Annotated in this window: 23 protein-coding genes and 1 tRNA gene; 15 read left to right on the top strand and 9 right to left on the bottom strand. The window is 45.2% G+C overall.

What is annotated here, in order from left to right; genetic code table 11:
* Positions 1-27: 27 nt before the first annotated feature.
* Entirely contained in the window at positions 28-711 is a 684-nt protein-coding gene (locus ICN22_RS08845) for a GntR family transcriptional regulator (protein ID WP_216170282.1), read from the top strand.
* Positions 708-3,785: an FAD-binding and (Fe-S)-binding domain-containing protein gene (locus ICN22_RS08840; RefSeq protein WP_216170279.1), complete on the top strand. Its 3,078-nt coding sequence runs from the start codon at positions 708-710 to the stop codon at positions 3,783-3,785. Before ICN22_RS08845 ends, ICN22_RS08840 begins: the two co-directional genes overlap by 4 nt.
* 19 nt (positions 3,786-3,804) lie before the next feature.
* On the opposite strand, the gene ICN22_RS08835 is transcribed toward ICN22_RS08840, so the two are convergent.
* From ICN22_RS08835 to queG, 3 genes are read right to left on the bottom strand one after another with little or no spacing between them, the layout of a single operon-like run.
* Positions 3,805-4,146, bottom strand: coding sequence for an AzlD domain-containing protein (locus tag ICN22_RS08835; protein WP_216170276.1), 342 nt, complete (start codon positions 4,144-4,146; stop codon positions 3,805-3,807).
* Positions 4,146-4,931, bottom strand: a complete 786-nt coding sequence (locus ICN22_RS08830; protein ID WP_216170273.1) for an AzlC family ABC transporter permease — start codon at positions 4,929-4,931, stop codon at positions 4,146-4,148. The genes ICN22_RS08835 and ICN22_RS08830 overlap by 1 nt, the downstream gene beginning before the upstream one ends.
* A gap of 42 nt (positions 4,932-4,973) precedes the next feature.
* A complete protein-coding gene (gene queG, locus ICN22_RS08825; RefSeq protein WP_216170270.1) occupies positions 4,974-6,068 on the bottom strand; it encodes a tRNA epoxyqueuosine(34) reductase QueG in 1,095 nt (364 codons plus the stop codon).
* Positions 6,069-6,111: 43 nt separating this feature from the next.
* On the opposite strand from queG, the gene tsaE reads away from it, so the two are divergent.
* From tsaE to ICN22_RS08810, 3 genes are all read left to right on the top strand, one after another.
* Complete coding sequence (gene tsaE, locus ICN22_RS08820) at positions 6,112-6,621, top strand: tRNA (adenosine(37)-N6)-threonylcarbamoyltransferase complex ATPase subunit type 1 TsaE (protein WP_215309454.1); 510 nt, start codon at positions 6,112-6,114, stop codon at positions 6,619-6,621.
* Positions 6,622-6,626: 5 nt separating this feature from the next.
* Positions 6,627-7,964, top strand: a complete 1,338-nt coding sequence (locus ICN22_RS08815) for an N-acetylmuramoyl-L-alanine amidase (protein WP_216170267.1) — start codon at positions 6,627-6,629, stop codon at positions 7,962-7,964.
* Between the two features lie 86 nt (positions 7,965-8,050).
* Positions 8,051-8,126: transfer RNA gene (locus ICN22_RS08810), tRNA-Lys, on the top strand.
* 152 nt (positions 8,127-8,278) lie between these two features.
* Here the strand turns inward: ICN22_RS08810 and ICN22_RS08805 are convergent.
* Together ICN22_RS08805 and ICN22_RS08800 are read right to left on the bottom strand one after the other, a co-directional pair.
* Positions 8,279-9,706, bottom strand: coding sequence for a DUF8370 family protein (locus ICN22_RS08805; RefSeq protein WP_216170264.1), 1,428 nt, complete (start codon positions 9,704-9,706; stop codon positions 8,279-8,281).
* Between the two features lie 70 nt (positions 9,707-9,776).
* Positions 9,777-9,914 (bottom strand): hypothetical protein, encoded by a 138-nt coding sequence (locus ICN22_RS08800; protein ID WP_216170262.1) that lies wholly within the window; start codon positions 9,912-9,914, stop codon positions 9,777-9,779.
* A gap of 467 nt (positions 9,915-10,381) precedes the next feature.
* Between ICN22_RS08800 and ICN22_RS08795 the strand changes: the two genes are divergently transcribed.
* The 4 genes from ICN22_RS08795 (at position 10,382) to ICN22_RS08780 (ending at position 12,138) form a co-directional block, all read left to right on the top strand.
* Complete coding sequence (locus tag ICN22_RS08795) at positions 10,382-10,798, top strand: MarR family winged helix-turn-helix transcriptional regulator (protein ID WP_216170259.1); 417 nt, start codon at positions 10,382-10,384, stop codon at positions 10,796-10,798.
* Between the two features lie 77 nt (positions 10,799-10,875).
* Positions 10,876-11,265: a tautomerase family protein gene (locus ICN22_RS08790; protein WP_216170255.1), complete on the top strand. Its 390-nt coding sequence runs from the start codon at positions 10,876-10,878 to the stop codon at positions 11,263-11,265.
* A gap of 104 nt (positions 11,266-11,369) precedes the next feature.
* Positions 11,370-11,567, top strand: coding sequence for an antitoxin VbhA family protein (locus tag ICN22_RS08785; protein WP_216170253.1), 198 nt, complete (start codon positions 11,370-11,372; stop codon positions 11,565-11,567).
* A complete protein-coding gene (locus ICN22_RS08780) occupies positions 11,545-12,138 on the top strand; it encodes a Fic/DOC family protein (protein ID WP_216170250.1) in 594 nt (197 codons plus the stop codon). Before ICN22_RS08785 ends, ICN22_RS08780 begins: the two co-directional genes overlap by 23 nt.
* Positions 12,139-12,273: 135 nt before the next feature.
* On the opposite strand, the gene ICN22_RS08775 is transcribed toward ICN22_RS08780, so the two are convergent.
* The gene (locus ICN22_RS08775) at positions 12,274-12,699 is read right to left on the bottom strand and encodes a PAS domain-containing protein (RefSeq protein ID WP_216170247.1); all 426 of its coding nucleotides are present in this window, start codon (positions 12,697-12,699) and stop codon (positions 12,274-12,276) included.
* 238 nt (positions 12,700-12,937) lie between these two features.
* Here ICN22_RS08775 and ICN22_RS08770 point away from each other — a divergent pair, with 238 nt between their 5' ends.
* The 4 genes from ICN22_RS08770 to egtD all read left to right on the top strand — a co-directional run bounded on the left by ICN22_RS08770 (position 12,938) and on the right by egtD (position 17,678).
* The gene (locus tag ICN22_RS08770; RefSeq protein ID WP_216170244.1) at positions 12,938-14,365 is read left to right on the top strand and encodes a glycine betaine ABC transporter substrate-binding protein; all 1,428 of its coding nucleotides are present in this window, start codon (positions 12,938-12,940) and stop codon (positions 14,363-14,365) included.
* Between the two features lie 113 nt (positions 14,366-14,478).
* Positions 14,479-15,630 carry an SUMF1/EgtB/PvdO family nonheme iron enzyme gene (locus ICN22_RS08765; protein ID WP_216170242.1) on the top strand — a complete coding sequence of 384 codons (1,152 nt, stop codon included), beginning with the start codon at positions 14,479-14,481 and terminating at the stop codon, positions 15,628-15,630.
* 59 nt (positions 15,631-15,689) lie between these two features.
* Positions 15,690-16,736 carry a selenide, water dikinase SelD gene (gene selD, locus ICN22_RS08760; RefSeq protein WP_216170228.1) on the top strand — a complete coding sequence of 349 codons (1,047 nt, stop codon included), beginning with the start codon at positions 15,690-15,692 and terminating at the stop codon, positions 16,734-16,736.
* Positions 16,737-16,748: 12 nt separating this feature from the next.
* Positions 16,749-17,678, top strand: a complete 930-nt coding sequence (gene egtD, locus ICN22_RS08755; protein ID WP_216170225.1) for an L-histidine N(alpha)-methyltransferase — start codon at positions 16,749-16,751, stop codon at positions 17,676-17,678.
* A gap of 12 nt (positions 17,679-17,690) precedes the next feature.
* Here egtD and senB read toward each other — a convergent pair whose 3' ends face one another.
* The gene (gene senB, locus ICN22_RS08750; protein WP_369411587.1) at positions 17,691-18,632 is read right to left on the bottom strand and encodes a selenoneine biosynthesis selenosugar synthase SenB; all 942 of its coding nucleotides are present in this window, start codon (positions 18,630-18,632) and stop codon (positions 17,691-17,693) included.
* A 176-nt stretch (positions 18,633-18,808) separates the two neighbouring features.
* Between senB and ICN22_RS08745 the strand changes: the two genes are divergently transcribed.
* Positions 18,809-19,735: a LysR substrate-binding domain-containing protein gene (locus tag ICN22_RS08745; RefSeq protein WP_216170222.1), complete on the top strand. Its 927-nt coding sequence runs from the start codon at positions 18,809-18,811 to the stop codon at positions 19,733-19,735.
* A gap of 14 nt (positions 19,736-19,749) precedes the next feature.
* On the opposite strand, the gene ICN22_RS08740 is transcribed toward ICN22_RS08745, so the two are convergent.
* Together ICN22_RS08740 and ICN22_RS08735 are read right to left on the bottom strand one after the other, a co-directional pair.
* On the bottom strand, positions 19,750-20,334 hold the full coding sequence (locus ICN22_RS08740) for a DUF3501 family protein (protein ID WP_216170219.1): 585 nt from the start codon (positions 20,332-20,334) through the stop codon (positions 19,750-19,752).
* Between the two features lie 27 nt (positions 20,335-20,361).
* Complete coding sequence (locus ICN22_RS08735; RefSeq protein WP_216170217.1) at positions 20,362-21,699, bottom strand: heterodisulfide reductase-related iron-sulfur binding cluster; 1,338 nt, start codon at positions 21,697-21,699, stop codon at positions 20,362-20,364.
* Positions 21,700-22,126: 427 nt separating this feature from the next.
* Here ICN22_RS08735 and ICN22_RS08730 point away from each other — a divergent pair, with 427 nt between their 5' ends.
* Positions 22,127-22,564: a rubrerythrin family protein gene (locus ICN22_RS08730; protein ID WP_088524842.1), complete on the top strand. Its 438-nt coding sequence runs from the start codon at positions 22,127-22,129 to the stop codon at positions 22,562-22,564.
* Positions 22,565-22,586 lie beyond the last annotated feature (22 nt).

The raw sequence follows: 22,586 nt of genomic DNA, 5'->3' as shown, positions 1-22,586 counted from the left end.
TATGTATACAAATTTAAGGCATTTCAAATGATGCTCAAAACACCAGCTAATACACAAAACCTGCATGAAGCCATCTTTCTTAAGCTCAGAGCTTTATTAGTAGAAGGCTCCATTGCGCCGGGAAGCAAGCTCAATGAACGTGAGCTAGCAGAGCAGCTTAATGTCTCACGCACCCCTATCCGCGAGGCAATTCGCCGTCTAGCCGCCGATGGTCTGGTTGAACTAATTGCTAACCGTGGCGCCATTGCTGTTCAACTGAGCAGAGATGACATCATTCACACCTTTGATGTGATCGCCAATTTAGAAGGCTTCTCTGGGGAGCTAGCAGCACAAAACATTAGCGATCAAACACTGATTGAACTTGAAGCGCTCCAATACGAAATGATGGCCTCGTATGCTCGCAGGGATTTATCTAGCTACTATCGACTCAATCTTCAGATTCACCAAGCTATTAATCACGCAGCGAACAATCCCGTACTCAGTCAACTATTTAGCCAAGTCAACGCTCGCATTGAAGCGCTCCGCTTTCGCTCCAATCAGAATGGCGTGAAGTGGGAAAAAGCCGTCGAGGAGCATCAAGAGATGTTGGATGCATTAAAGGCTCGCGATAGCGTGCGGATGCGTAAGGTCATGATGCAGCATGTGATGAATAAGCGTGATGTTGTGATTCAATTAATTGACTCAGAGTCTAAAGAGAAGGTTGCAGCATGAACAAGCCGGTTGATTTGCCATTGCCAGAATTCGTTGCCAATAAGGCGGAGCTTGCTAAGCGCCTGAAACAAGAAACATCTGGCGAGGTCCTGACGGATATAGCTAGTCGCGGACGCTATGCAACCGACGCATCGATCTACCAAGCCATGCCAGTTGCGGTCTTTATCCCTAAAACAGCAGAGGATATTGCGACGGCGATTCAGATTGCAGCTGACTTAGATATTCCAGTTCTTCCGCGTGGCGGAGGCACCAGTCAGTGTGGGCAGACTACAGGCACATCACTTGTCATCGATAACACTAAATACTTTCGCAAACTCCTGCATGCAGATCCCGCTAAGGCCACAGCAATTGTTGAGCCGGGCATTGTGCTCGACCACCTCAACGCTGCGCTCAAACCACACGGCCTTTGGTATCCAGTAGACGTTTCTACTGCAGGGCAAGCAACCATTGGTGGCATGGCAGGTAATAACTCTTGCGGTAGTCGATCAATTGCTTATGGCAACATGGTGCACAACGTTTTAGGAATCGATGCCTGGTTAGCAAACGGACAAGTGGCAAGCTTTGGTAATTACGCCCAAAGTTCTGGTGCTGCAAAACAATTGGGTGACTTCGTTAAAAGCCTTGCCAATACACTACAGCCTGAGATTGAGGCGCACTTCCCCAAAGTCCTACGTCGTGTCGCTGGCTATAACCTAGATGTGTTCCATCCACAAAGTGAGCTCCCTTACACCCAAGATGGGAGTGTCAACTTGGCACACCTTTTGGTGGGTAGCGAAGGTACATTAGCTTATTTCAAATCACTTGAGCTGAAGTTGGCGCCATTACCGCAACACAAAGTACTTGGAGTAGTGAACTTTGCAAGCTTCTTTAAGGCAATGGATAGTGCTCAACACATCGTCAAGCTCGGACCCACTGCTGTTGAGTTAGTCGATCGCACCATGATTGACTTGGCGCGCCACAATCCTAGCTTTAAGAAAACGATTGAGACCGCACTGATTGACCCTCGCGCTCAAACGCCTGAAGCTATCTTATTAGTAGAGTTCTCAGGGGAGGCACATGCCCCTTTACTGGAGAAATTAAAGTCTTTGCAAGATCTGATGGGTGACTTGGGGCTTCCGGGCTCGGTAGTTGCAATGCCTGATGCCGGCTTGCAGAAGAATCTATGGGAAGTGCGTAAGGCTGGCCTGAATATCATGATGAGCCTCAAGGGCGATGGCAAACCAGTCAGCTTCATTGAAGATTGTGCAGTTCCACTAGAGAGTCTTGCTGAATACACCCAAGCACTCACAGAGGTGTTTTCTAAATATGGCTCACGCGGTACTTGGTATGCGCATGCTTCCGTAGGCACCCTCCACGTCCGCCCTATTCTAGATATGCGTCGTGATGGCGCGCAAAAGATGCGTGCAGTTGCGCAAGAAGCGTCCGCCCTGGTTCGTAAGTACAAAGGCGCTTATAGCGGTGAGCACGGTGATGGACTCTGCCGAGGAGAATGGATCTCCTGGCAATTTGGCCCAAAGATTACGCAAGCCCTCGCTGAAATCAAGCATGCATTTGATCCAAAGGGATTATTCAATCCCGGTAAGATCGTGAACCCACCAAAGATGGATGATGCGAGTAACTTCCGCTTTCCACCAAGTTACAAAGTGATTCCGCTGCAACCAGCCTTAGATTGGTCAGCCTGGAACGTACAGAACAATCCAGTCACTGAAGAGACTAGTGCACCAGGTAGCGGTGGCGACCCTGCAATGGGCTTCGCTAAAGCTGTGGAGATGTGCAACAACAATGGTCATTGCCGTAAGTTTGATGCGGAAGTAATGTGTCCAAGCTATCGCGTTACTCGCGATGAAAAACATCTCACCCGTGGTCGCGCCAATACATTGCGTCTAGCCCTTTCTAACCAACTGGATATTAAAGACGGAAGTTCACCCCTCGGTAGTAATGCCATTAAAGAAGTGATGGAGCTTTGCGTCAGCTGTAAAGCTTGTCGCCGTGAATGCCCTACTGGCGTTGATATGGCAAAGATGAAGATCGAGTTTTTATCTGCATACAAAAAACGGACTGGTCATACGATGCGTGATCTAGCTGTTGCCTATTTGCCAAAATATGCCTCTATCATCAGCAGTATTCCAGGGCTTCCCGCCTTACTCAATCTTCGCAACCACATTACACCGATTGCTAAGTTACAAGAATGGATTATGGGTATTTCTGCACAAAGAAGTCTGCCGACTTGGAAAGCAAAAACCTTCTGGAATAATCCACGTGCAATTGCGCATCATCAATTTACGCCTGCAGAACTGAGCAAATTAGATGCAAATGGTAATAAGGGAGTGGTGTTATTAGCTGATACCTTCAATGCCTATTTTGAGGACGAGAACTTACGTGCGGCTCTACAAGTTTTAGAAGCGGCTGGCTATCGTGTTCACATTCCCCAAAAGACCAAGACTTCAAGTAGCAGTACAAATACCTGCTCTAAAGAATTTTGCTGTGGTCGCACCTACCTAGCAGCCGGCATGGTCGATAAGGCTAAAGCAAGCCTAGATGAATTAGTGAATCATCTTGCCCCTTTTGCAGAGAGCAATATTCCGATCATTGGTCTTGAGCCTTCTTGCTTGTTCACTTTAAAGGATGAAGCATTGGTTATGGGCTTTGGTGAGCGGGCGGTGACTGTCAGTAAACATGCACAGCTCTTAGAAGAATTTCTAGCAAGTGAGGCCAAGGCGGGCAAACTCAAACTGTCACTAAAAACGGCAACGCGACCAGTGCTGTTTCATGGTCATTGCCATCAAAAATCATTTGCTGCCGTAACACCGGCAATGGAACTTCTAAAATTGATCCCAAATGCAGAGCCTAAGCTGATTGAATCTTCCTGTTGCGGAATGGCTGGTAGCTTTGGTTATGAGGCTGAGCACATTGAAGTGTCTAAGCAAATGGCAGAAGCTAGTCTATTGCCTGCGATTCGTAAAGCGCCAGATAGTTGGGTGGTTGCGGATGGCACCAGTTGTCGCCATCAGATTGCCGATGGCACCCAAAAAGACGCCGTGCATATCGCCAAGATCTTGGCAGCCCATCTCTAAAACAGGATGTCAAAACTAGCTAACGAATAACGCCGTAAGCTAGCATCAGCAAGGTTCCAGTCAATAGGGCTGGAACGAGACGGTGTGTTGGTTTTGAAACCATCACACCAATGCTCAAGATGCAAATCAGAAGTCGAATCCATAGAGGTACAGTCGACAAGAGGCCAATCGGCATTAGGACCATTCTGACAACGAGGGCCGCCACCATCGCATAAGTGACGGCAGAAAGATAGCGAAAGATTTCGCTCTCTTGATTAATTCTTTTGGCTAGCAAAACACCAATGGCACGACAAATATAGGTTCCGATTATGGCGCCTGCTAAGGCAATCCACAAACCCCAACCCTGGAGGCTAGCATTCATCAACTGATCACCCCCGCTCTTTTGCGTAGTACTTTGCGATCAAACACATAGGCGATCGTTCCCCCTACCAGACCGGTGGTCAGTAAGCTGGTATCGCGATCCAAGAGAAAGAAAAAGGGGCCCAATACAAAACCTAAGCCAATGGCGATCCGGTTAACCCAGGGCTTCACCTCGGTAAACGTCAGCAAAAAGAATAATGGGTTAATGAAAACGAGGCCAAGCGTGATGTATGGTTCCACTATACCAGCCAATAAATATCCCAGAATGGTGCCCGGAATAGAAATAACCCAACACAGTAAACCAAGACCAATGAAGTAACTCAAACGATGCTTCGCTTCTATTGTCTGAAACTCACGCATGGAAATAGCCCAAGCAGTCATTGCCAGTAGATGGACCGAAGCATAAAGCCCATGATTACGATCTTTTTCATGAAACTGCGGAAAGAGTGTCACCGTCATCGTGATGAAGCGCGAAGAAGTTAAAGTCACTGCGAGAGCAATCGCGACTACTGATGATCCGGTAATTGCCATCTCGAGCAAAACTACTTGGCCAGGTAATGCGAACATGAAAAAGCTAGTGGCAGTGGTAAACCAAGCATCCATACCATTGGTTTTACCCATCGCACCGAAGCCCACCATACCAGCAAAGAGCACCATTGCAGGTGCACCAGCTGCATCCCGAATACCCGCCCAAAAAGCCTCACTGCGATTTTTATAGCGTTGTGCTACCGAAGCCTCTAGCTTGATTTCACTAGGGTCTATAAAAGGTTGATCGGCTGATGACATGCTTTGATTGTAAGAGTTGCTAGGTACTTTGCCAAAAAATAATTAGGAACTCAGCGCCCATTCAATATGCTCGGCTACCAAGGCATCCGCCAAAGGTAAGGCGTCCTGCAAAGCTTGCCGCAGGAGGTCTTTATCCAATTCGGGGACCTGATCAGCAGCCAAAGCATTCCCCATGGCCACCGCTAAGTTTCTGCGCCACCTAGAGTAGCCAATCCGCCGAATAGCACTACCCTCATGGCGTTTCTCAAACTGATCTTCAGTCCAAGACCAAAGTTGTAAAAGGCTCGCCCTCCCCAGACCATGACGCTCAGCGTAATCTGGCATGGCTGTACGTTGTGCAAATTTGTTCCAAGGGCAAATCAATTGGCAGTCATCGCATCCGTAAACACGATTACCCATCGACCTTCGAAACTCCACTGGAATGGCATCTGGATTCTCAATCGTTAAATACGAAATACAGCGTCGCGCATCTAATTGGTAAGGCGCGGTAATCGCTTGCGTGGGACAAATATCTATACAAGACTGACAAGTTCCACAATGCGACTCCTGCTCTTGATCTACAGGCAATGGAACATCAATTAGGATTTCACCCAAAAAGAATATTGATCCAGATTCACGATTGAGCAACAAAGTATGTTTCCCCCGCCAACCCAAGCCTGCCTTACGAGCTAACTCCACTTCCATCAAAGGGGCAGAATCAGTAAATACGCGATAACCAAATGCTCCGATTTGCTTTTCAATGATTTGAGCAAACTCTTGTAAACGATTGCGCATCACCTTGTGATAATCGCGCCCACGGGCATACATCGATACCACTGCTTGAGCGGGATCACTTAATCTGTCCCATTCTTGATCGAAGTCTATTGCAGGAGATAGGTAATTCATGGTGACGCAAATGACCCTCACCGTACCCGGAACTAAGAGGGCTGGGTCAGAGCGTAATTGAGCATGTTTGGACATGTATTCCATCTGACCGTGCCGCCCTTGTGCAAGCCAGTCATTCAGACGCTCAGTTGCGACACCAAGATGGGTATCAGTAATACGCAAGTCATCAAAACCCAATTTTCGAGACTGCTCACCCAGCCATTCACGCAGATTAGTCTGATCAACAGAGTTGGGTATTTGAGAAGAAGTCATTAGGAATACAGAATGTAGCTGAATAATTGAATAAACTAGGCAAATGGCTCAGAATTCATTTACTCATCATTGTAGGCAAGAAGCGGATACAGCTACCTTAGCGCAAAAGCTTGCCTCGAGTCTTGACCATCTTTTTCAAGCCGATCCAAGCGTTCACCTCAATATCTCCCTAGAGGGTGATCTTGGAGCTGGCAAGACCACCTTTGCTCGCCATCTCATACAAGGCCTAGGGTATGAGGGCCGGGTGAAGAGCCCAACCTACACCTTATGTGAACCCTACCCGCTCATCATCCATGGCAAGACTCTAGCGATGAACCACTTTGATCTTTATCGCATGCGAGATCCTTTGGAGTGGCAAGAGGCCGGCTTTGCAGAACATTTTGACGAGCCTGGATTCTGTTTAGTAGAGTGGCCAGAAAAAGCTGAAGGGACGCTGCCTACGTTTGATGTTGAAATTCATCTGATAGCTGGTACAGATGAAAATGAAAGAAATATTACCTTCCAAGCAAACTCAAATCAGGGAATGATTATTTTCGAGAAGATGTGCATCTAATAGAAATGAGTAAGCTGCCCATTAATTTCTCCAGAAGAAAGCATCTCAAAAGCTCAGTAAAGATGCTGGGCTTTATTCTCTTTTTCAGTGAGGCAGAGATTGCTTGGGGAGCCAAGATCTTGGGGGTACGCATTTGGCCTGCAGAAGATTACACACGCATCACACTCGAGTCTGATAAAGCATTACCGATTACCCAACAACTACTAACCAACCCCGATCGCTTGGTGGTTGATGTTCAAGGTATGGAACTCAACTCCACCCTGAAAGATTTAGTAGCTAAAGTCAAACCCAATGACCCTTACGTTTCACAAATCCGAGTGGGGCAATTTCAACCAGGCATGGTTCGCTTGGTCTTTGACCTAAAAGAGCCTGTTAAACCTCAACTCTTTACGCTTGAGCCCATTGCAGAATACCAATATCGTATGGTGCTAGATCTCTACCCAGCCATTCCGCCCGATCCGCTAATGGAGTTAGTTAAAAGTAGCGCACGTAAAGAAAGTGCTCTAGAAAAAGCCAATGAAGAAATTGACTTGATTGCGCAGTTCGCAACTAAAAAAGAGAAAGAGGCTCCGAGGGCGCCAGTGGCCCAAGCGATCCCAGACGTAAAAGAGTCCGCAGTAAAAACTAAACATAAGCGCCTTATCACCATTGCAATTGATGCAGGCCATGGTGGAGAGGATCCAGGCGCTATTGGTACCATGGGTTCCAAGGAAAAACATGTAGTGCTCTCGATTGCTAAACGCTTACGCGACAAAATTGAGAGCGATCCTTATATGCGTCCATTTCTCACTCGAGATGGCGATTACTTTGTGCCGCTCCACACCAGAGTTCAAAAAGCACGTCGGGTAGAGGCCGATCTATTTGTCTCTATTCATGCAGATGCCTTTATCGAACCGAGAGCAAAAGGTGCCTCGGTCTTTGCCCTATCTCAAATGGGTGCCAGCAGCACAACAGCACGTTGGATGGCTAATAAAGAAAATGCATCCGATCTCATTGGTGGCATCAACATCAAAACACAAGATAAGCAGGTGGCTAACCTATTGCTGGATATGTCTACCACTGCCCAGATCAAAGACTCACTTCAAGTGGGCACTTCAATCCTCAAACAAATCAGCGGATTTGCCCCACTACATAAACCAAAAGTTGAACAAGCCAGCTTTGCTGTTCTAAGGGCCCCGGATATTCCATCTATCTTGGTAGAGACTGCCTTTATTAGTAATCCACAGGAAGAGGCGCGCCTCAATGATGATGCTTATCAAGACCGAATTGCTGAAGCGATTATGAGGGGAATTAAGGACTATTTCTCTAAAAATCCACCGGTCGCCAGACGCGCAAACGCATAGCACTCTTGTAAGTACAAGGGCTTGAAGGCAGAGGCCTACTGACCCGGGAGCACCCATAAACTTCTTGCTATAATCTTCTTTTTACTGGGTCGGTAGCTCAGTCGGTAGAGCAGCGGACTTTTAATCCGTTGGTCGCGAGTTCGAATCTCGCCCGACCCACCAGTTATACAAAGGGATCACAGCAATGTGGTCCCTTTTCTTTTGGACGAATGGAATGTTCTGATAACTGTTAACTACAAGATGGAATCCATAGCCCGTAATGAGTGGGAATAGACTGCGCTGGGTGAGACTGAGCATCTCTTAGAGGATTTCAACTAAAGCTTACTAGCAGAAGGATAGATCTTCCCATCGACCCATATTAAATGGGGATTGCCTTTAGATTTTTTAGCCTCTCTTAAAAATGAATCTCTTCTTCCTTTGGTGATCCCGCCGTTTTCAATGACGAGATATATACCCAATCCAGCATTCTCGGCTTTTTGATATGTAGGCAATTGCTTTTTAAAACCTTTAGTCAAATTTTTATTTGATGTTAATTTAACTTCAACCAATACCTTTTTTAAACCCAAGCTAACCTTGAAATCTACCGGCCCTCTGCCAGCATTTGATTCGGGACTCAAATCTAAGTTATTGGCGATGCAATAGCTGGATGCAATGCCAAAAAAGAGTTTTTGCGAGGCCGATTCATGCTTTGGCTGCATACCATCGTCAAACAATAATGTATTGAGGCCATTATTCTCAATAAGATTTTTAAAGTGATGGCATATCTTTTTAACCAACTCAAATATGTCACCAGGCGTAGGATTTTTAGAAAGGTAAAGTTGTAAGGGATGTGATTTAGCGTAACTACGTGAAACTTCGTGCCAAATAACCTCACCCAAAGGATCATCCTCAAAGTCATATGGCTTGGAAGACTTCTCGACATAACTACCCAAAATCTCTTCAAGCATTTTTGGATCTCTTAAAAGATGATCCCTAAACTTCGCTTTCTCATTTTTGTTTCCTAAATTTTTCCAGGAAGTTCCAATTACCTCATTAATTTGATCTCGCAATTCCTGATTCTGCGAAGCAATCAAACCAACGTCAGACCTATCAAGAGCAATCGGCAAGTCCCTTAATATATCTTTAGGAATCAAAATTATCCCCCTACCTGAAAAGGGATTCCTTGGCAAACTAAGATCTAAATTGTTTAATTTATTTTTAAATTTAGCTTCTAAAGGAACGTTGAATGTTTGACAGATCCTTTGAGTAAATTCAATCAATTTGCCAACAATGATTGTTGCAGTCATATCGCTAATCCTATCTGGACCAACGCCTTCTTGAAATAGGCCTATCAATTCAAAAATTCTTGGATTTGACACGCCTTTTTTAATAATTTTTCCAGCGGTATCTAGCAAATCTCTTCTGATTTCAGCGCCCATACCACTACCGCTATCGCCCTTGGAATAGCCAATACTTAGTTCATTTAGCTCTGGGAACATAAGCAGCCTATCTGCCTTTTTCCAAAAAATATCGCCTTCTGAATCTGACGATTGAAGAGCAAGTAACACATCGCCAAAATAATTCTTTAGGTCATCAAATGAATTTTTTAATTCAATGCACGTAGATGTTTTCAACAAATTGGGGTCTATAAACAAATTAGTGTCATAACCTAGAATTGGATCAAACGCCCCTAATCGAGAGAATTCATCTGGGTTAATCTGATAAAAATCAGTAAATGATTGGATCATTTCAAAGTCTTTCAAGAAGTCTAAACATGGTTCTTTTTATATTGCGCCAAATGAAAACAGCCAGATTGCTCTGGCTGCCAACCCATTACTTCTTAGGTTTAGCTTGCTTGACTACAGTTTGTTTAAAAGTAGTGGATGGATTGCTCTTAGCAGTTTTAGCGCTTACGAATCTCCCATCTACAGCGCTTTTGTTAACCGTAGTTACAGTCTTCTTAGTGGCCATAATGGACTCCAAAAAAGGGTTATTTAATACAAGACCCTTTTCGCCAAATCATTTTGGTATAGACTACGCATACCTTGTTAAGCATGCTTAATCACGGGAAGCGGTGTTAGTTAGAGCTAATACCGCTTTTTTCTTGCTCCTCCGAATCCAAAAACACTATATCTAGTGAATCATGGATGCGTTACCCCCGATTTTAGTGTTTTGCATGCTCTTTTGCAGGCATTTCTCCTGAAATTTTATAAGTATTTTTGCTCAAATAAATGGTCATTTTGGTGCAGAAAATTTAGAGCCTTATTGGCCATCACTCCCGCAGTAAGCAGCCATTCACATAGACAGGCAAGCAACTGTCACGAAACGTGACAGTTCAGCATACAGAATGTCGTGTAAACCGACATTCATGTGTCGAGTTTCCGGACGCTTTGACAGATATAGTTGCATAGCTAATCAATATCAGTTATACTACCCCCATGTTTGAACAATGCCTCTATTTCAATACCACCAGCCTAGCTCGTCAGCTAGAGCGGGAATGGACTGGTGCATTTAAGCCATTTGGCCTTACGCCCTCCCAAGCCTTCATGCTTAGAGTGGTTTTAGATAAAACCCCGCTATTGCAAAGTGAGTTGGCTAGGGAGATGAATATCAGCCGCCCTACCGCTACAAGAGCTTTAGATGGCTTAGAGAGATTGGGCTTAATTAAGCGAGTTGCCTCTGAGAAAGATGGTCGGGAGCAAGAGATTCATCCAACCAAGAAGGCTGTGGATATGAAGGATGCGATCATTGCTGCCAGCGGAGCCGTCACCAAGCGCCTAAAGAAAGTATTTGGCTCCAATCATTTTGAAGATGTTGTTGGACAACTTCGGGGTATTAGCTCTGCCCTGAAGTAACGGGACTTTTTTATTTCCCAAATAGTTGCATAGCTAATTAGTTTTAATATCTTGATTTATTACTTAAGGAGAATTACATGCCAATCTTGAACGTGAAAGTCAGCGGACAAAAGAATATTGCTACGACTAAAGCCATTAATGAACTACTGCTGGATCTTACCCACCGTATTTTGGGTAAGAAAAAGGAAGTTACTGCCATTGCCATCGAATACGTAGATTTAGACTGCTGGTTTGTCGGTGGCAAGCTATTAAGCGAACAAGGTAAGAGCAGCTTTTACTTTGATATCAAAATTACCGATGAGACCAATACCAAGGATGAGAAGGCTCAGTACATTAAGGAAGCATTTGATGGTTTTGAACGCATCCTAGGCAATGTGCATGAAGAGAGCTATATCTACGTACAAGATGTCAGGGCTGCTAGCTATGGGTATGGAGGCAAGACCCAGGAATATCGATATCATCAATAATCCCTTAAATAACGCCGTAACCCCCTGAAATATAGGGGATTTACAGCTAAATTGTTGGGCAAAATTTCCTGGGAAATCACTCCCAAATCGACTAAAATAGACTTATGCCAAGTAAGTTTGCCAACCAATCTCAAGCCCGCCAATACAACGTATCTAACGCTGTGGCCTCCGCTCGGATTGAAGGCATTGTTCCAACTAAGCAGTTAGAGCAAAACCTCACTGATTACGTTGCCGGCAAAAAGAGCATTGCGCAAATTTTGGAAGAAACTAAGCAACGCTATGTCACGCTACGACGCGGATGACACCTACTGCTACCCAGGTACAGATGTACTTCGAAATAAAGCAGAAATAACTAACGCACAAGATTTAGACGCCTACGAAGGTGAGCTATCCACTTTGCGGTCAATTGAGATTCTAGAGAGTCCCATAGCAGGTCAATTTGACCTTATTCATCTTCAGCGCATTCACTTAGCCCTCTTTCAGGATGTATACGACTGGGCCGGGAAGATTCGCACAGTAGATATTAGCCGTGGCAATAGTCGTTTTGCTAATGTGCGCTTTATTGAATCTGCGGCAAACGACATCTTTAACAAACTAGCCCGTGAAAACTGGCTTAAGGGATTAGATGCTGATGCCTTATCAAAAAGACTGGCTTACTACCTATCAGAGATAAACGCTCTACACCCTTTTCGAGAAGGAAATGGTCGTGTACAACGTATTTTCATCTCCCAACTCAGTCAATCAGCCGACTATCAACTGGACTACTCCGACCTAGAGCAGGAGCAAATTTATCGAGCAATGGAGCTAGCCTTTAACGGGGATGAATCTATTCTTGCAAACCTCATTCTGGAACGCCTAGAAAATAATGAATAGGTTTAAGTAATTTACCAGCCTGTCTGGGCCAATGAAACCTCTTTAAGCCCGTTGGTCGCGAGTTCGAATCTCGCCCGACCCACCAAGCATTACTAAGCCTCGCTTCTGCGGGGCTTTTTATTGCCTACGATTCCATCAATCACTGCTCTCATAAGCTGCTAGCTTTACCTTTAACTGACGCTCCTCCTGAAACCGCTCTGTCTCATCTCGAATGATTGCGGCTATTGCAATAGCTTGCTTTTGCTCATCAAACAGCATACTGACCGAGAATGCGATTGAAATAGAGTGTCCATCTTTATGGACTGCAGGAACCCTCAGTAAAGTATGTCCATACTTCGTTTGTCCGGTTTGAATGGTGTGAAAGTAGCCTTTCGAGTGACGTTCTCTAAAGCGCTCAGGCGTGATGATGCTGAGCGTTTTACCCAAAGCCTCCTCTGGAGTAAATCCGAAAATACGCTCTGCTGAGGCATTCCAAAACAAGATATTTTCATCTCGGTCAGAAATAATGACTGCCTCACCCAGTTGTGTGACGAGCGTTTTGAAATCTAAGTCGACTGGCATATAAATAGTCTTTGCTATTAAGTTGAATCAATATCAATGTAACAGTAAATGCCACCTAAAAGTGACATAAAGGAGGCTAGCCAGGCAGGCAAGATTAGCCAAAGGCTTTTATGATGGGGTCTTACGTTCATAACGAGGTTAATCTCACTTGTATTTTAGTAAATCTATTTTTCCTTTGTGGACGAAGCTTAGCTTATGTATAGGAGTAGCCATCAGCTGCTCCGCACTGGCGCAGCCTATGGAAAAAAATACCGTAGTTGGCTCGAAGCGCTTCACAGAAAGCTTCGTACTTGGGGAGCTAGTCAATCAAACATTACGTGATGCTGGCGTAGAAGCCATCCATCGGCAAGGCCTTGGCAATACTGCGATTGTCATTCAGGCGCTGACAACGGGTCAGATTGATGTTTACCCAGAGTACACCGGCACCATTCTGCGAGAAATACTAAAACGTTCAGAAACCCAAGCATCACTGAGTGAGCTCAATGCTTGGCTTAAGCCTAAGGGTTTAAAAGTAGCGATACCACTTGGGTTCAATAACACTTATGCACTTGCTATGAGGGCGCAGCAAGCAAAAGCTTTAAGCCTAAAGCGTATTAGTGATGTTGCAAACCTCAGCACTGAGCAGCAAGCCACTTTGCGAATCGCCTTATCTCCAGAATTTAAGACTCGGGCGGATGGCTGGTCTGCACTCGTTAAAAGTTATGGCCTAACAATGAAGCCAGGAAAGGTGCTGGAGCATGGCTTAGCCTACGATGCTCTGGCGCGAGTCGATGTCGACATCGTGGATGCTTACTCTACCGATGCTGCAATTGCGAAAAAGGATCTGGTTCTATTGGAAGATGACAGGAAGGCATTTCCACGCTATGATGCCGTCCTGTTAATGCGCTCTGATTTTGATGAAAAGCCCTTACAAAGCTTAGAGGGGAAATTAGATGAAATCACCATGGCCAAACTCAATGGATTAGCTGAGTCAGGCCTTAGTTTTGAAAAAGTTACACAGGTATTTTTAAATACCAACGCAAGTGAGCAACAAAAACCCACTCAGCTCTCCCGATTTTTTAAGTTACTCTTTGGTCCAGATTTTTTCACAGCACTGCGTGATCACATTCTGCTAGTTGCAATCTCATCAGCGATGGCTCTTCTCGTCGGAATTCCGCTGGGCATTCTGGCATATCGACGGCCCCGATATGCAGCTTGGATTTTAGGTGCTACTGGTATTTTGCAAACCATACCTTCACTTGCACTACTGACGATATTGATTGCTCTACTAGATCAGATAGGCGCCGTACCAGCAGTACTAGCTTTATTTCTGTATGGCCTGCTGCCCATTGTGCATGCAACCCACATTAGTTTGGTGGAAGTTCCATCAAATCTCAAAGAAGCAGCGCTGGCGCTGGGTTGCAATGAATGGCAATTACTCATTTCAATCGAGCTTCCATTTGCGCGGCCAGTCATCATGACGGGTTTGGCATCGGCAACGGTGATTGGGGTTGGTACTTGCACCCTAGCGGCGCTAGTAGGTGCTGGTGGATTTGGTGATCGCATAGTAGCTGAGCTTGCTGTAAACGACCACGCACTCATGCTTGCTGGAGCTATACCGGCCGCTATGCTGGCCTTGCTAGCTCAAATCATCCTGACGCCAAAACACAAATCAAACAATATCTAGTGTTTGACCAAGCAAGGTAACTATTTACACCTTCAGTTAACTTACTGCAAGCTTATTGGTGGTCTTTTATACTGCAACTACTCACCTTAACAGAAGATTTTCCCCAATACTGTATGTCTGAATCTTTCGGCGACGACTACCTTCTTTATGCCCCGCATCCACCTGCGTCGACTTTGACTCAGTGGCTTGACGAGAGTAATGGTATTACCCGTCAAATTCTGAGTAATGTTTCAATAGCAGATCAGATAGTTCCTCAGATCAATATTTTAAATCCCCCACTTTGGGAATTAGGGCACTTAACCTGGTTTCATGAATTCTGGGTTCATCGTAATGGCCAAGAGAGTAAGCCATCATTTATGAAGAACGCTGATTACTTATTTAATTCTTCAGAGATGGCGCATCAAGATCGTTGGTCTACGCCAATGCCATCCTTAGATAGCCTGCTGGAATACAACCACAGCGTGATTGAAAAAACTCAAGACTCACTACGCACGCCAATTGACAATCAAGCAGCTTACTTTATCCAGCTAGCGATCCTGCATCAGGATATGCACAATGAGGCATTTGCTTACATGTGGCAGACCATGGGACGCTCTATGCCGTTTGCTCCCTTCACTAGCATGAGTCAGCTTGAGGCAAAAGTGCGAACCTGGATTCATTTTCCAAAATCGACAATACAAGCTGGTTCCGAGCAGGGCTCTGGCTTTATGTTTGATAATGAGAAGTGGGCGCACTCTATTGATCTCCCGGCATTTGATATTGCAAGTACACCGGTCACCAATGGGGACTATCTAGAGTTTTTGCAATCGCCAGACAATCTTGCCCAGTCCACACCTGTAGCGCCACCCTCCCACTGGAAACAGGAGGGAGATGTCTGGTTAGAGCGAATTTTTAATCAATGGCAACCTTTAACTCACGCAGCAGCTGTTCGTCATATTAGTTACCTAGATGCTCAGCGTTTTTGTGAACACCATCAAGTGCGCTTACCCAACGAACATGAGCTGAGCCTATTAATGCTGCAAAAACAGGGGGCTTGGCAATCCTCTAATTTATGGGAGTGGACTAGCAGCACTTTTGCACCTTTTCCAGGATTTAGCGCTGATCCTTATGTCGACTATTCACAGCCCTGGTTTGATGGTAACCACCAGGTACTGAAGGGTGGCAGTTCATTTACCCCCGATCGCTTAAAAAGAGTGGCATTTCGTAATTTTTATCAAGCTCATAGGGGCGATCATTTTTGCGGCTTTCGTACGTGTTTACTCTAAATTGAGTAAGCTCATGATGTTCTGGTAATCCCCACCTTTAATTTATCTTCTGAATTTTTATGACTACACCTTACAACGGCCGCCTTACTTCTTTATCTCACGGTGGAGGCTGTGGCTGCAAGATTGCACCTGGCATCTTAAGTGACATCCTGAAGGCCTCACCAATGCGCAATCTACCCGCTGCCTTGTTAGCGGGTTCTGATAACAATGAAGATGCTGCCGTTTATCAGATTAATGAGAATCAGGCGATTGTTGCTACGACAGATTTCTTCATGCCAATCGTAGATGATCCATTTGAGTTTGGCCGCATTGCTGCTACCAATGCAATTTCTGACATTTACGCAATGGGTGCTCAGCCCCTATTTGCACTCGCCCTACTAGGCATGCCAATTCAAGTATTGCCTTTAGAAGTTATCCAGCAAGTGACTGCTGGTGGGGAATCCGTCTGTAATGATGCAGGCATCATGATTGCTGGTGGTCACTCGATTGATACGGTAGAGCCAATTTATGGCCTCGTCGCTATTGGGATAGTTGATCCAAAAAAATTGAAACGTAACAGTGGTGCTCAAGCAGGCGACAGCATCATCCTCAGTAAACCTTTGGGTGTAGGCATTCTGTCTGCGGCACTGAAAAAAGAAGTCCTCTCTGATGCAGGCTATAAAGAGATGATTGCCCTCACTACTAAGCTAAACAAGCCTGGTGTTGCACTCTCCCAGCTAGATGGCGTACACGCCTTAACCGATGTCACTGGCTTTGGCTTGGCTGGTCACTTGCTAGAGATGGCAAGAGGCTCTAATTTAATGGCACAGATCCATTGGGATGCTATTCCAGTTGTGCAGGAAGCAATTGAGCATGTCAAAGCAGATATCTTTACTGGCGCATCTACGCGCAATTGGGCTGGCTACGGCAAAGAAATTCAACTCGCTAGCAACCTAGAGCTTTGGCAACAAAATGTGCTTACCGATCCACAAACCAGCGGCGGCCTGCTGATTTCTTGCGCACCAGAGCAAGAGTCTGAAGTCCTCTCAATCCTTAATGTAGGCGGCTTTGCGAGCGCTCAAAAAATCGGTCGGTTTGTAGCGGGTGCAGGTCTATCTGTCGCCTAAAGAATTGATCTAATGAAAAATAGTTTGACTGAAGAGTTGCTGGTCAGCCTTAGCGCTGATAAGCCGTCAATATCGCCAAAGTTTTTTTATGATGATATCGGCTCACACCTTTTTGATGTCATTACGCTTCTCGATGAATACTATCCAACTCGCACAGAGAAATGGATTATGGACACCTATCGGGATGAGATTGCCGACGCGGTAGCGCATTGTGATGTTTTAGTGGATCTGGGCGCAGGTAATTGCGCTAAAGGTAGCCAACTTTTTAATAGCATTAAGCCAAAGCAATATCGAGCGCTCGATATTTCAAAAGAATATTTAGAGGCCGCTGTTACTGACCTTCAAAAGCAGTTCCCTCAAATTGAGATGTCAGCCCATACTATCGATCTGAGCTTACCGCTAGCCTTTCCTGAACTTAAAGCACTTCGGAAAGTATTTTTCTACCCAGGCTCCTCAATCGGTAACTTTGATCCCGAAAAAGCGGATCAGTTTTTTATGAATCTTGCCCATGAGTGCTATGGGAATGGCGGACTCCTAATAGGCGTCGATCTTGTCAAGGATATTGAAACCCTGCACCACGCTTACAACGATCCACTGGGAGTCACTGCTGCATTTAATTTGAATGCTCTACTAAACGTTAATCGACTCATTGGCAGCAACTTTGAGCTTGAGGATTGGGAGCACCACGCTTTTTATAACACCTCCCAGTCCCGTATTGAGATGCATCTGCGAGCACGCTCTGATGTGCAAGTAACTCTGCCGGACAATGGAAGTCAAGATCACCTTATCTCTTTTAAAGCGGGAGATTTAATTCATACGGAAAATAGCTATAAGTACACTCAGGACAATTTTGCAGAAAAACTTCGTCATGCCGGGTTCACTGAGATCCAATGCTGGACTGATCCTAATAAGCACTTCTTAGTTTGCTTTGCAAACATCTAATTGACATTTCTCTTAATCCTTAAGTAGCTGGCTCATCAACTCTTGAATGGATTGCCTCTCTCGCTCAGGACTGACTAGATCTTTACGAATATCAATCTGTTTTTTTAGTGCAGAGTAAAAATCGGGCATAGTTTCTGCGCGAGAAAGCAGAGTAGCGAGTTCAACCTCATCACCCACCGGATAGTAACCCAGATAGTCATCTCCCAGCAGACCACGATTACCTAGAATATCCGAAGCGATCACTGGAACCCCTAGTGCTATTGCCTCGGAAACCACATGAGCACCGCCCTCCATCCGACTGGAAATCACCATCAGACAACTCTGAGAGAGAGTCTTTAATGTATCAGCATGACTGATCTCGCCAATCCATTGGTAACGCCCTAGAGTATCGCTATACGCCTTAGCAGTACGCTCCATTTGCTCATTCATGGCCATACCTAAATGCAAAACCTTAATCTTACAATTGAATGGCATCAAGGGCAGGCTGCGGGCAATACAAAAAGGATCCTTCTCCTCCCTTAGATGGCCAATCACTACGACTTGAAAATTCTCACTCAGGACTCTCTCGGGGGTATCAACCTGAACCGATTGATAAATCACTCTAGCCTTAGGTCGTAGATGCACTGGAATGGAATCCAAGGCTGAGGACTGTAAAACAACCAATTGATCTGCCACCTCCATTGAGTCCAGTACCTCACCATGCACCGCTATGTCTCGATACAAATCAGTACCTGTCAAAACCAAGATAATTGGCCGATCAGGGAGCTGCTCATGAAACGCCATGATGGATGAATGGCTTCGATAAGCATGCAGCGCTATCAGCATAGCGGCGTAGTCACCTGACCAGGATTCACTAACTACAACCACATAGCCGAGTTTCTCCAAGAAATCCTGCCAGCGTAATGCGGTGATTCGATTTCCGTGCAGGCTACCTTGCGGTGCCGGCGTGACGATTTCAATATGGGATTTGATGTTGGGCCTATTGAGGTGCTTTTTTGTATATCTAATGGTAATGGAGATTGACTATGCCAGTGAAAACACCCCGCGGTAATCCCTAGTGATTCAACTACCTACAAATACACTATAGTTAAGCATGTTCCGCTACATCTCTAACTAGCACTAGGACGTAAATGACTCTTACTGAACTTCGCTATATCGTCGCAGTTGCTCGTGAACGCCACTTTGGAAGAGCTGCAGATGCCTGCTTTGTGTCTCAGCCCACCCTATCGGTAGCCATCAGAAAACTTGAGGAAGAACTCAATACGCAAATCTTTGAGCGCACTAATACTGAGGTTGCGATGACCGGCCTAGGGGCGCTGATTGTGGACCAGGCTCAAAGAGTACTTGAAGAGGCCAACTCCTTAAAACATTTAGCAAAGCATGGCCAAGATCCTCTGTCTGGACCACTCAGGCTTGGTGCGATCTACACCATTGCACCCTACTTATTACCCAGCTTAGTGCGAGTTGCACGAGAGCGCCTGCCTCATGCCCCTTTATTTTTAGAAGAAAACTTTACCGTTCGACTACTGGAAGTCTTGCGTCAAGGAGCCTTAGATTGCATTGTGATAGCGGAGCCCTTTGCCAGCTCGGGACTCAATCAAATTGATTTGTATGACGAGCCATTTTTAGTGGCAGTACCTAAAGGTCACCCTTGGGAAAATAGGCAATCCATCCCGCACCGAGAGCTGAAAGAGCAAAATACTTTGTTACTAGGTACTGGACACTGTTTTCGAGACCATGTGCTTGGCGTCTGCCCAGAATTAAATCGCCTAGGCTCTGGAACCACGATTGGGGAGCAGCGTAGCTTTGAGGGCTCATCCCTAGAAACTATTCGGCAGATGGTAGCTAGTGGCATTGGCATTTCAGTACTGCCGAGAACATCCGCTTCTGATAATGCATTTTCTGATCAGCTCATTCGCTATATTCCATTTGAGGACCCTATTCCCACCAGACGGGTTTGTCTCGTCTGGCGGAAAAATTTCCCACGCGTTGCTGCTATGAATGAATTAGCTGAAGTCATTCGTCAATGCGCCTTACCAGGCGTTCACTACCTTTAAGATCTATTGTTTGTTTAGCTCAGATCAGAAACGAGCGACGCTAATGTCTCTGAAGGGAGAGTTTGCACATGCATCGGATAGCCCTTGTGATCACAGCCAACCATCATCTGAGCGCCAGCCTTTAGCGCTATCTTCATATTGCTTGTGAGATCAAAGCGCATGAAATGCACTGCAGATGTTTTCTCAGCTGTAGAGCGCTCCAAGTCTTCATCAGCAATGGCATAGACACGTGGCTGACCTTCGATCTCAATAAAAATCTGGTGCTCTATACCCACTAACTTCGCAAGCGCAACTTTACGATCCGCTTCATTGGGGTACTCAATCATCATGGTGGCTTTGAAATCTGAACCGCTCGGCACCAAGGGGTTGTAAGCATTTAACTCATCTTCGATACCGTCCTCTTCAAATGTTTTTTCTACACGCAACATCTCTTGAATTTGATAGCGCATTAAAAACTCATTCTCAAAAATCAGGGTGACATGATCTCCAAGATGAACAGTTCGCAGACGACGCTCTTTAATCGCCTTTTCACGAAAAACGGGACGCTCTTTATGGTAAGTCTCAAGGCTTAAAAGACTATTGCGTGTAATGATTCCCATACCACTATCTTCCTCTATTTATATGAATTAAAGACCGTATGCTTTTGCAAGCAAGGTCAATGGGTGAGCCATTTCGGACTTAGGTAAACCCAACTCTTCCATGCCCTGCTCAATATGGTGACCCGCTAGCTGACAGTCAGAGCTAATATAGTTTGGCTCTTCCTCAGCCATTCTTCTGAACACAGGCTTACCAATTTTCATTGCCATTTCATGGAACTCTTTTTTAACACCCCAAGTACCAGAATGTCCTGAGCAACGCTCCACCACATTCACCTCAGTACCGGGCACTAGCTTCAGAGTTTCCGCAGTTTTTTGACCTACGTTTTGAACCCGAGAATGGCAAGCCATGTGATAACTCACATGCCCGAGCTCTTTACTAAAATCTTTTTTCAAGAGAGCGTCGGAATTTCGTGCCATAAAGTATTCGAAAGGATCCCACATTGCCTCTTTGACCAATTGGGTATCAGCACAATCTGGGAACATGAGTGGTAACTCTTGTTTGAACATCAAAGTGCATGATGGGATTGGAGTCAAGATGGCATAACCTTCGCGTGCCAGCTTAGCCAACTTCGGAATATTTTTTTCTTTATTCTGCGCAACAGACTCTAAATCACCCAGCTCCAGCTTAGGCATGCCGCAACAAGCTTCTTTAACCACAAGTTCATACGGAATAGCATTGTGTTTTAGAATCTTGATGAGATCTTGCCCGATTCCTGGCTCGTTGTAATTGATATAGCAGGTGGCATAGATAGCGACTTTTCCAGGCGTCTTGACGCCATCCACTACTGGCAGATTTTCAGATTTCTCAGCTAGCTGCGGGAATGTCTTAGGTGCGTATTCAGGAATCCAAGCATTCTTATCAACCCCTAAGGCGCCCTCCATCACTAAACGTGCAAGCCCAGTGCTATTTACTGCATTGACTGCCTGAGTAACAATCGGAATACCAGCAAAGTGGCCCAGCTTATCTGTAGAGGAAAGTAGTTTGTCGCGAAAGGTCGCTTTGTCATCCTTGAAATTCACAGCCTTTGCACGCAGCATCAGATGAGGAAAATCGATATTCCAAGGGTGCGGAGGAACATATGGGCACTTGGTCATATAGCAAACATCGCACAGGTAGCATTGGTCAACTACCTTTTGGTAATCGGCCTTATCAACCTGCTCCATCTCCAAATCTTCAGTAGCATCTACTAGATCAAAAAGGGCTGGGAATGATCCGCAAAGACTGACACATCGACGGCAGCCGTGACAAAGATCGAAGACACGCTCCATCTCGGACTCTAGATCAGCTTTATCGTAGAACTTGGGGTTTTGCCAATCCAAGGGGTGTCTGGTTGGGGCCTCTAAACTACCTTCGCGAGTTGTCATCTATGTCCTCTACTATTTGAACGTATGCAATGCATTAATTTTTGAAAGGCTAAGTTTAGAGCTCCACCAATCGATAGTGAAATTGTATTAATTTACGATCTTCATAGAAAATACCTAATTAGATTGATTAAATCCCCTTTAAACACCCTCTTAATTGATCAATAATCAATAGTAATTACTAACATATAGCCTAATAAATCCTCTATTTGACGTATTTAATGGCGAAAAACCTCAAAAAATGGCTCTATTTAGCGTTATATTTTATTAATTGATATTTACTTATCAGTTGTTTTTAGCTATCAAGTCAATACAAAAATATGATTATTCAAATCCGCAGATTTGTACATAATCACTGGCAGGTGAACTTTATAAAGCTAGTAATTTAGCGAATCACCCAATTTCAACTAACCGTTTTGAGGAGTCAATCATGGCTAAAACCGTAAAAGGTACAAAGACTGAGCAGTCTTTGAAAGAAGCATTTGCTGGAGAATCACAAGCGAACCGTCGTTATTTGTATTTCGCGAACCAAGCTGATATCGCTGGTGCAAACGATGTTGCAGCAGTTTTCCGCTCAACAGCTGAAGGCGAAACAGGTCATGCCCATGGTCACATGGAATACTTGATCGAAGGCGGTGCAGGCGAGCCAGGTACTGGTATGCCAGCTAAGACAGTTGCTGAAGCATTGCAAGCAGCTATCGCCGGCGAAACACATGAGTACACAGATATGTACCCAGGTATGGCTAAGACAGCACGCGACGAAGGCTTTGACGAAATCGCTGACTGGTTTGAAACATTAGCGAAGGCTGAGCGTAGCCATGCTAATAAGTTCACTAAGACTTTAGAAGCACATTTGGCAAACGTTTAATTAGCCAAGCTAATTAAACTTA

This window comes from Polynucleobacter bastaniensis, assembly GCF_018882205.1.
GTDB classification, from domain to species: Bacteria; Pseudomonadota; Gammaproteobacteria; order Burkholderiales; family Burkholderiaceae; genus Polynucleobacter; species Polynucleobacter bastaniensis.
The sequence above is the reverse complement of the archived record's forward strand: the minus strand, read 5'-3'. Positions and strand labels throughout refer to the sequence as shown.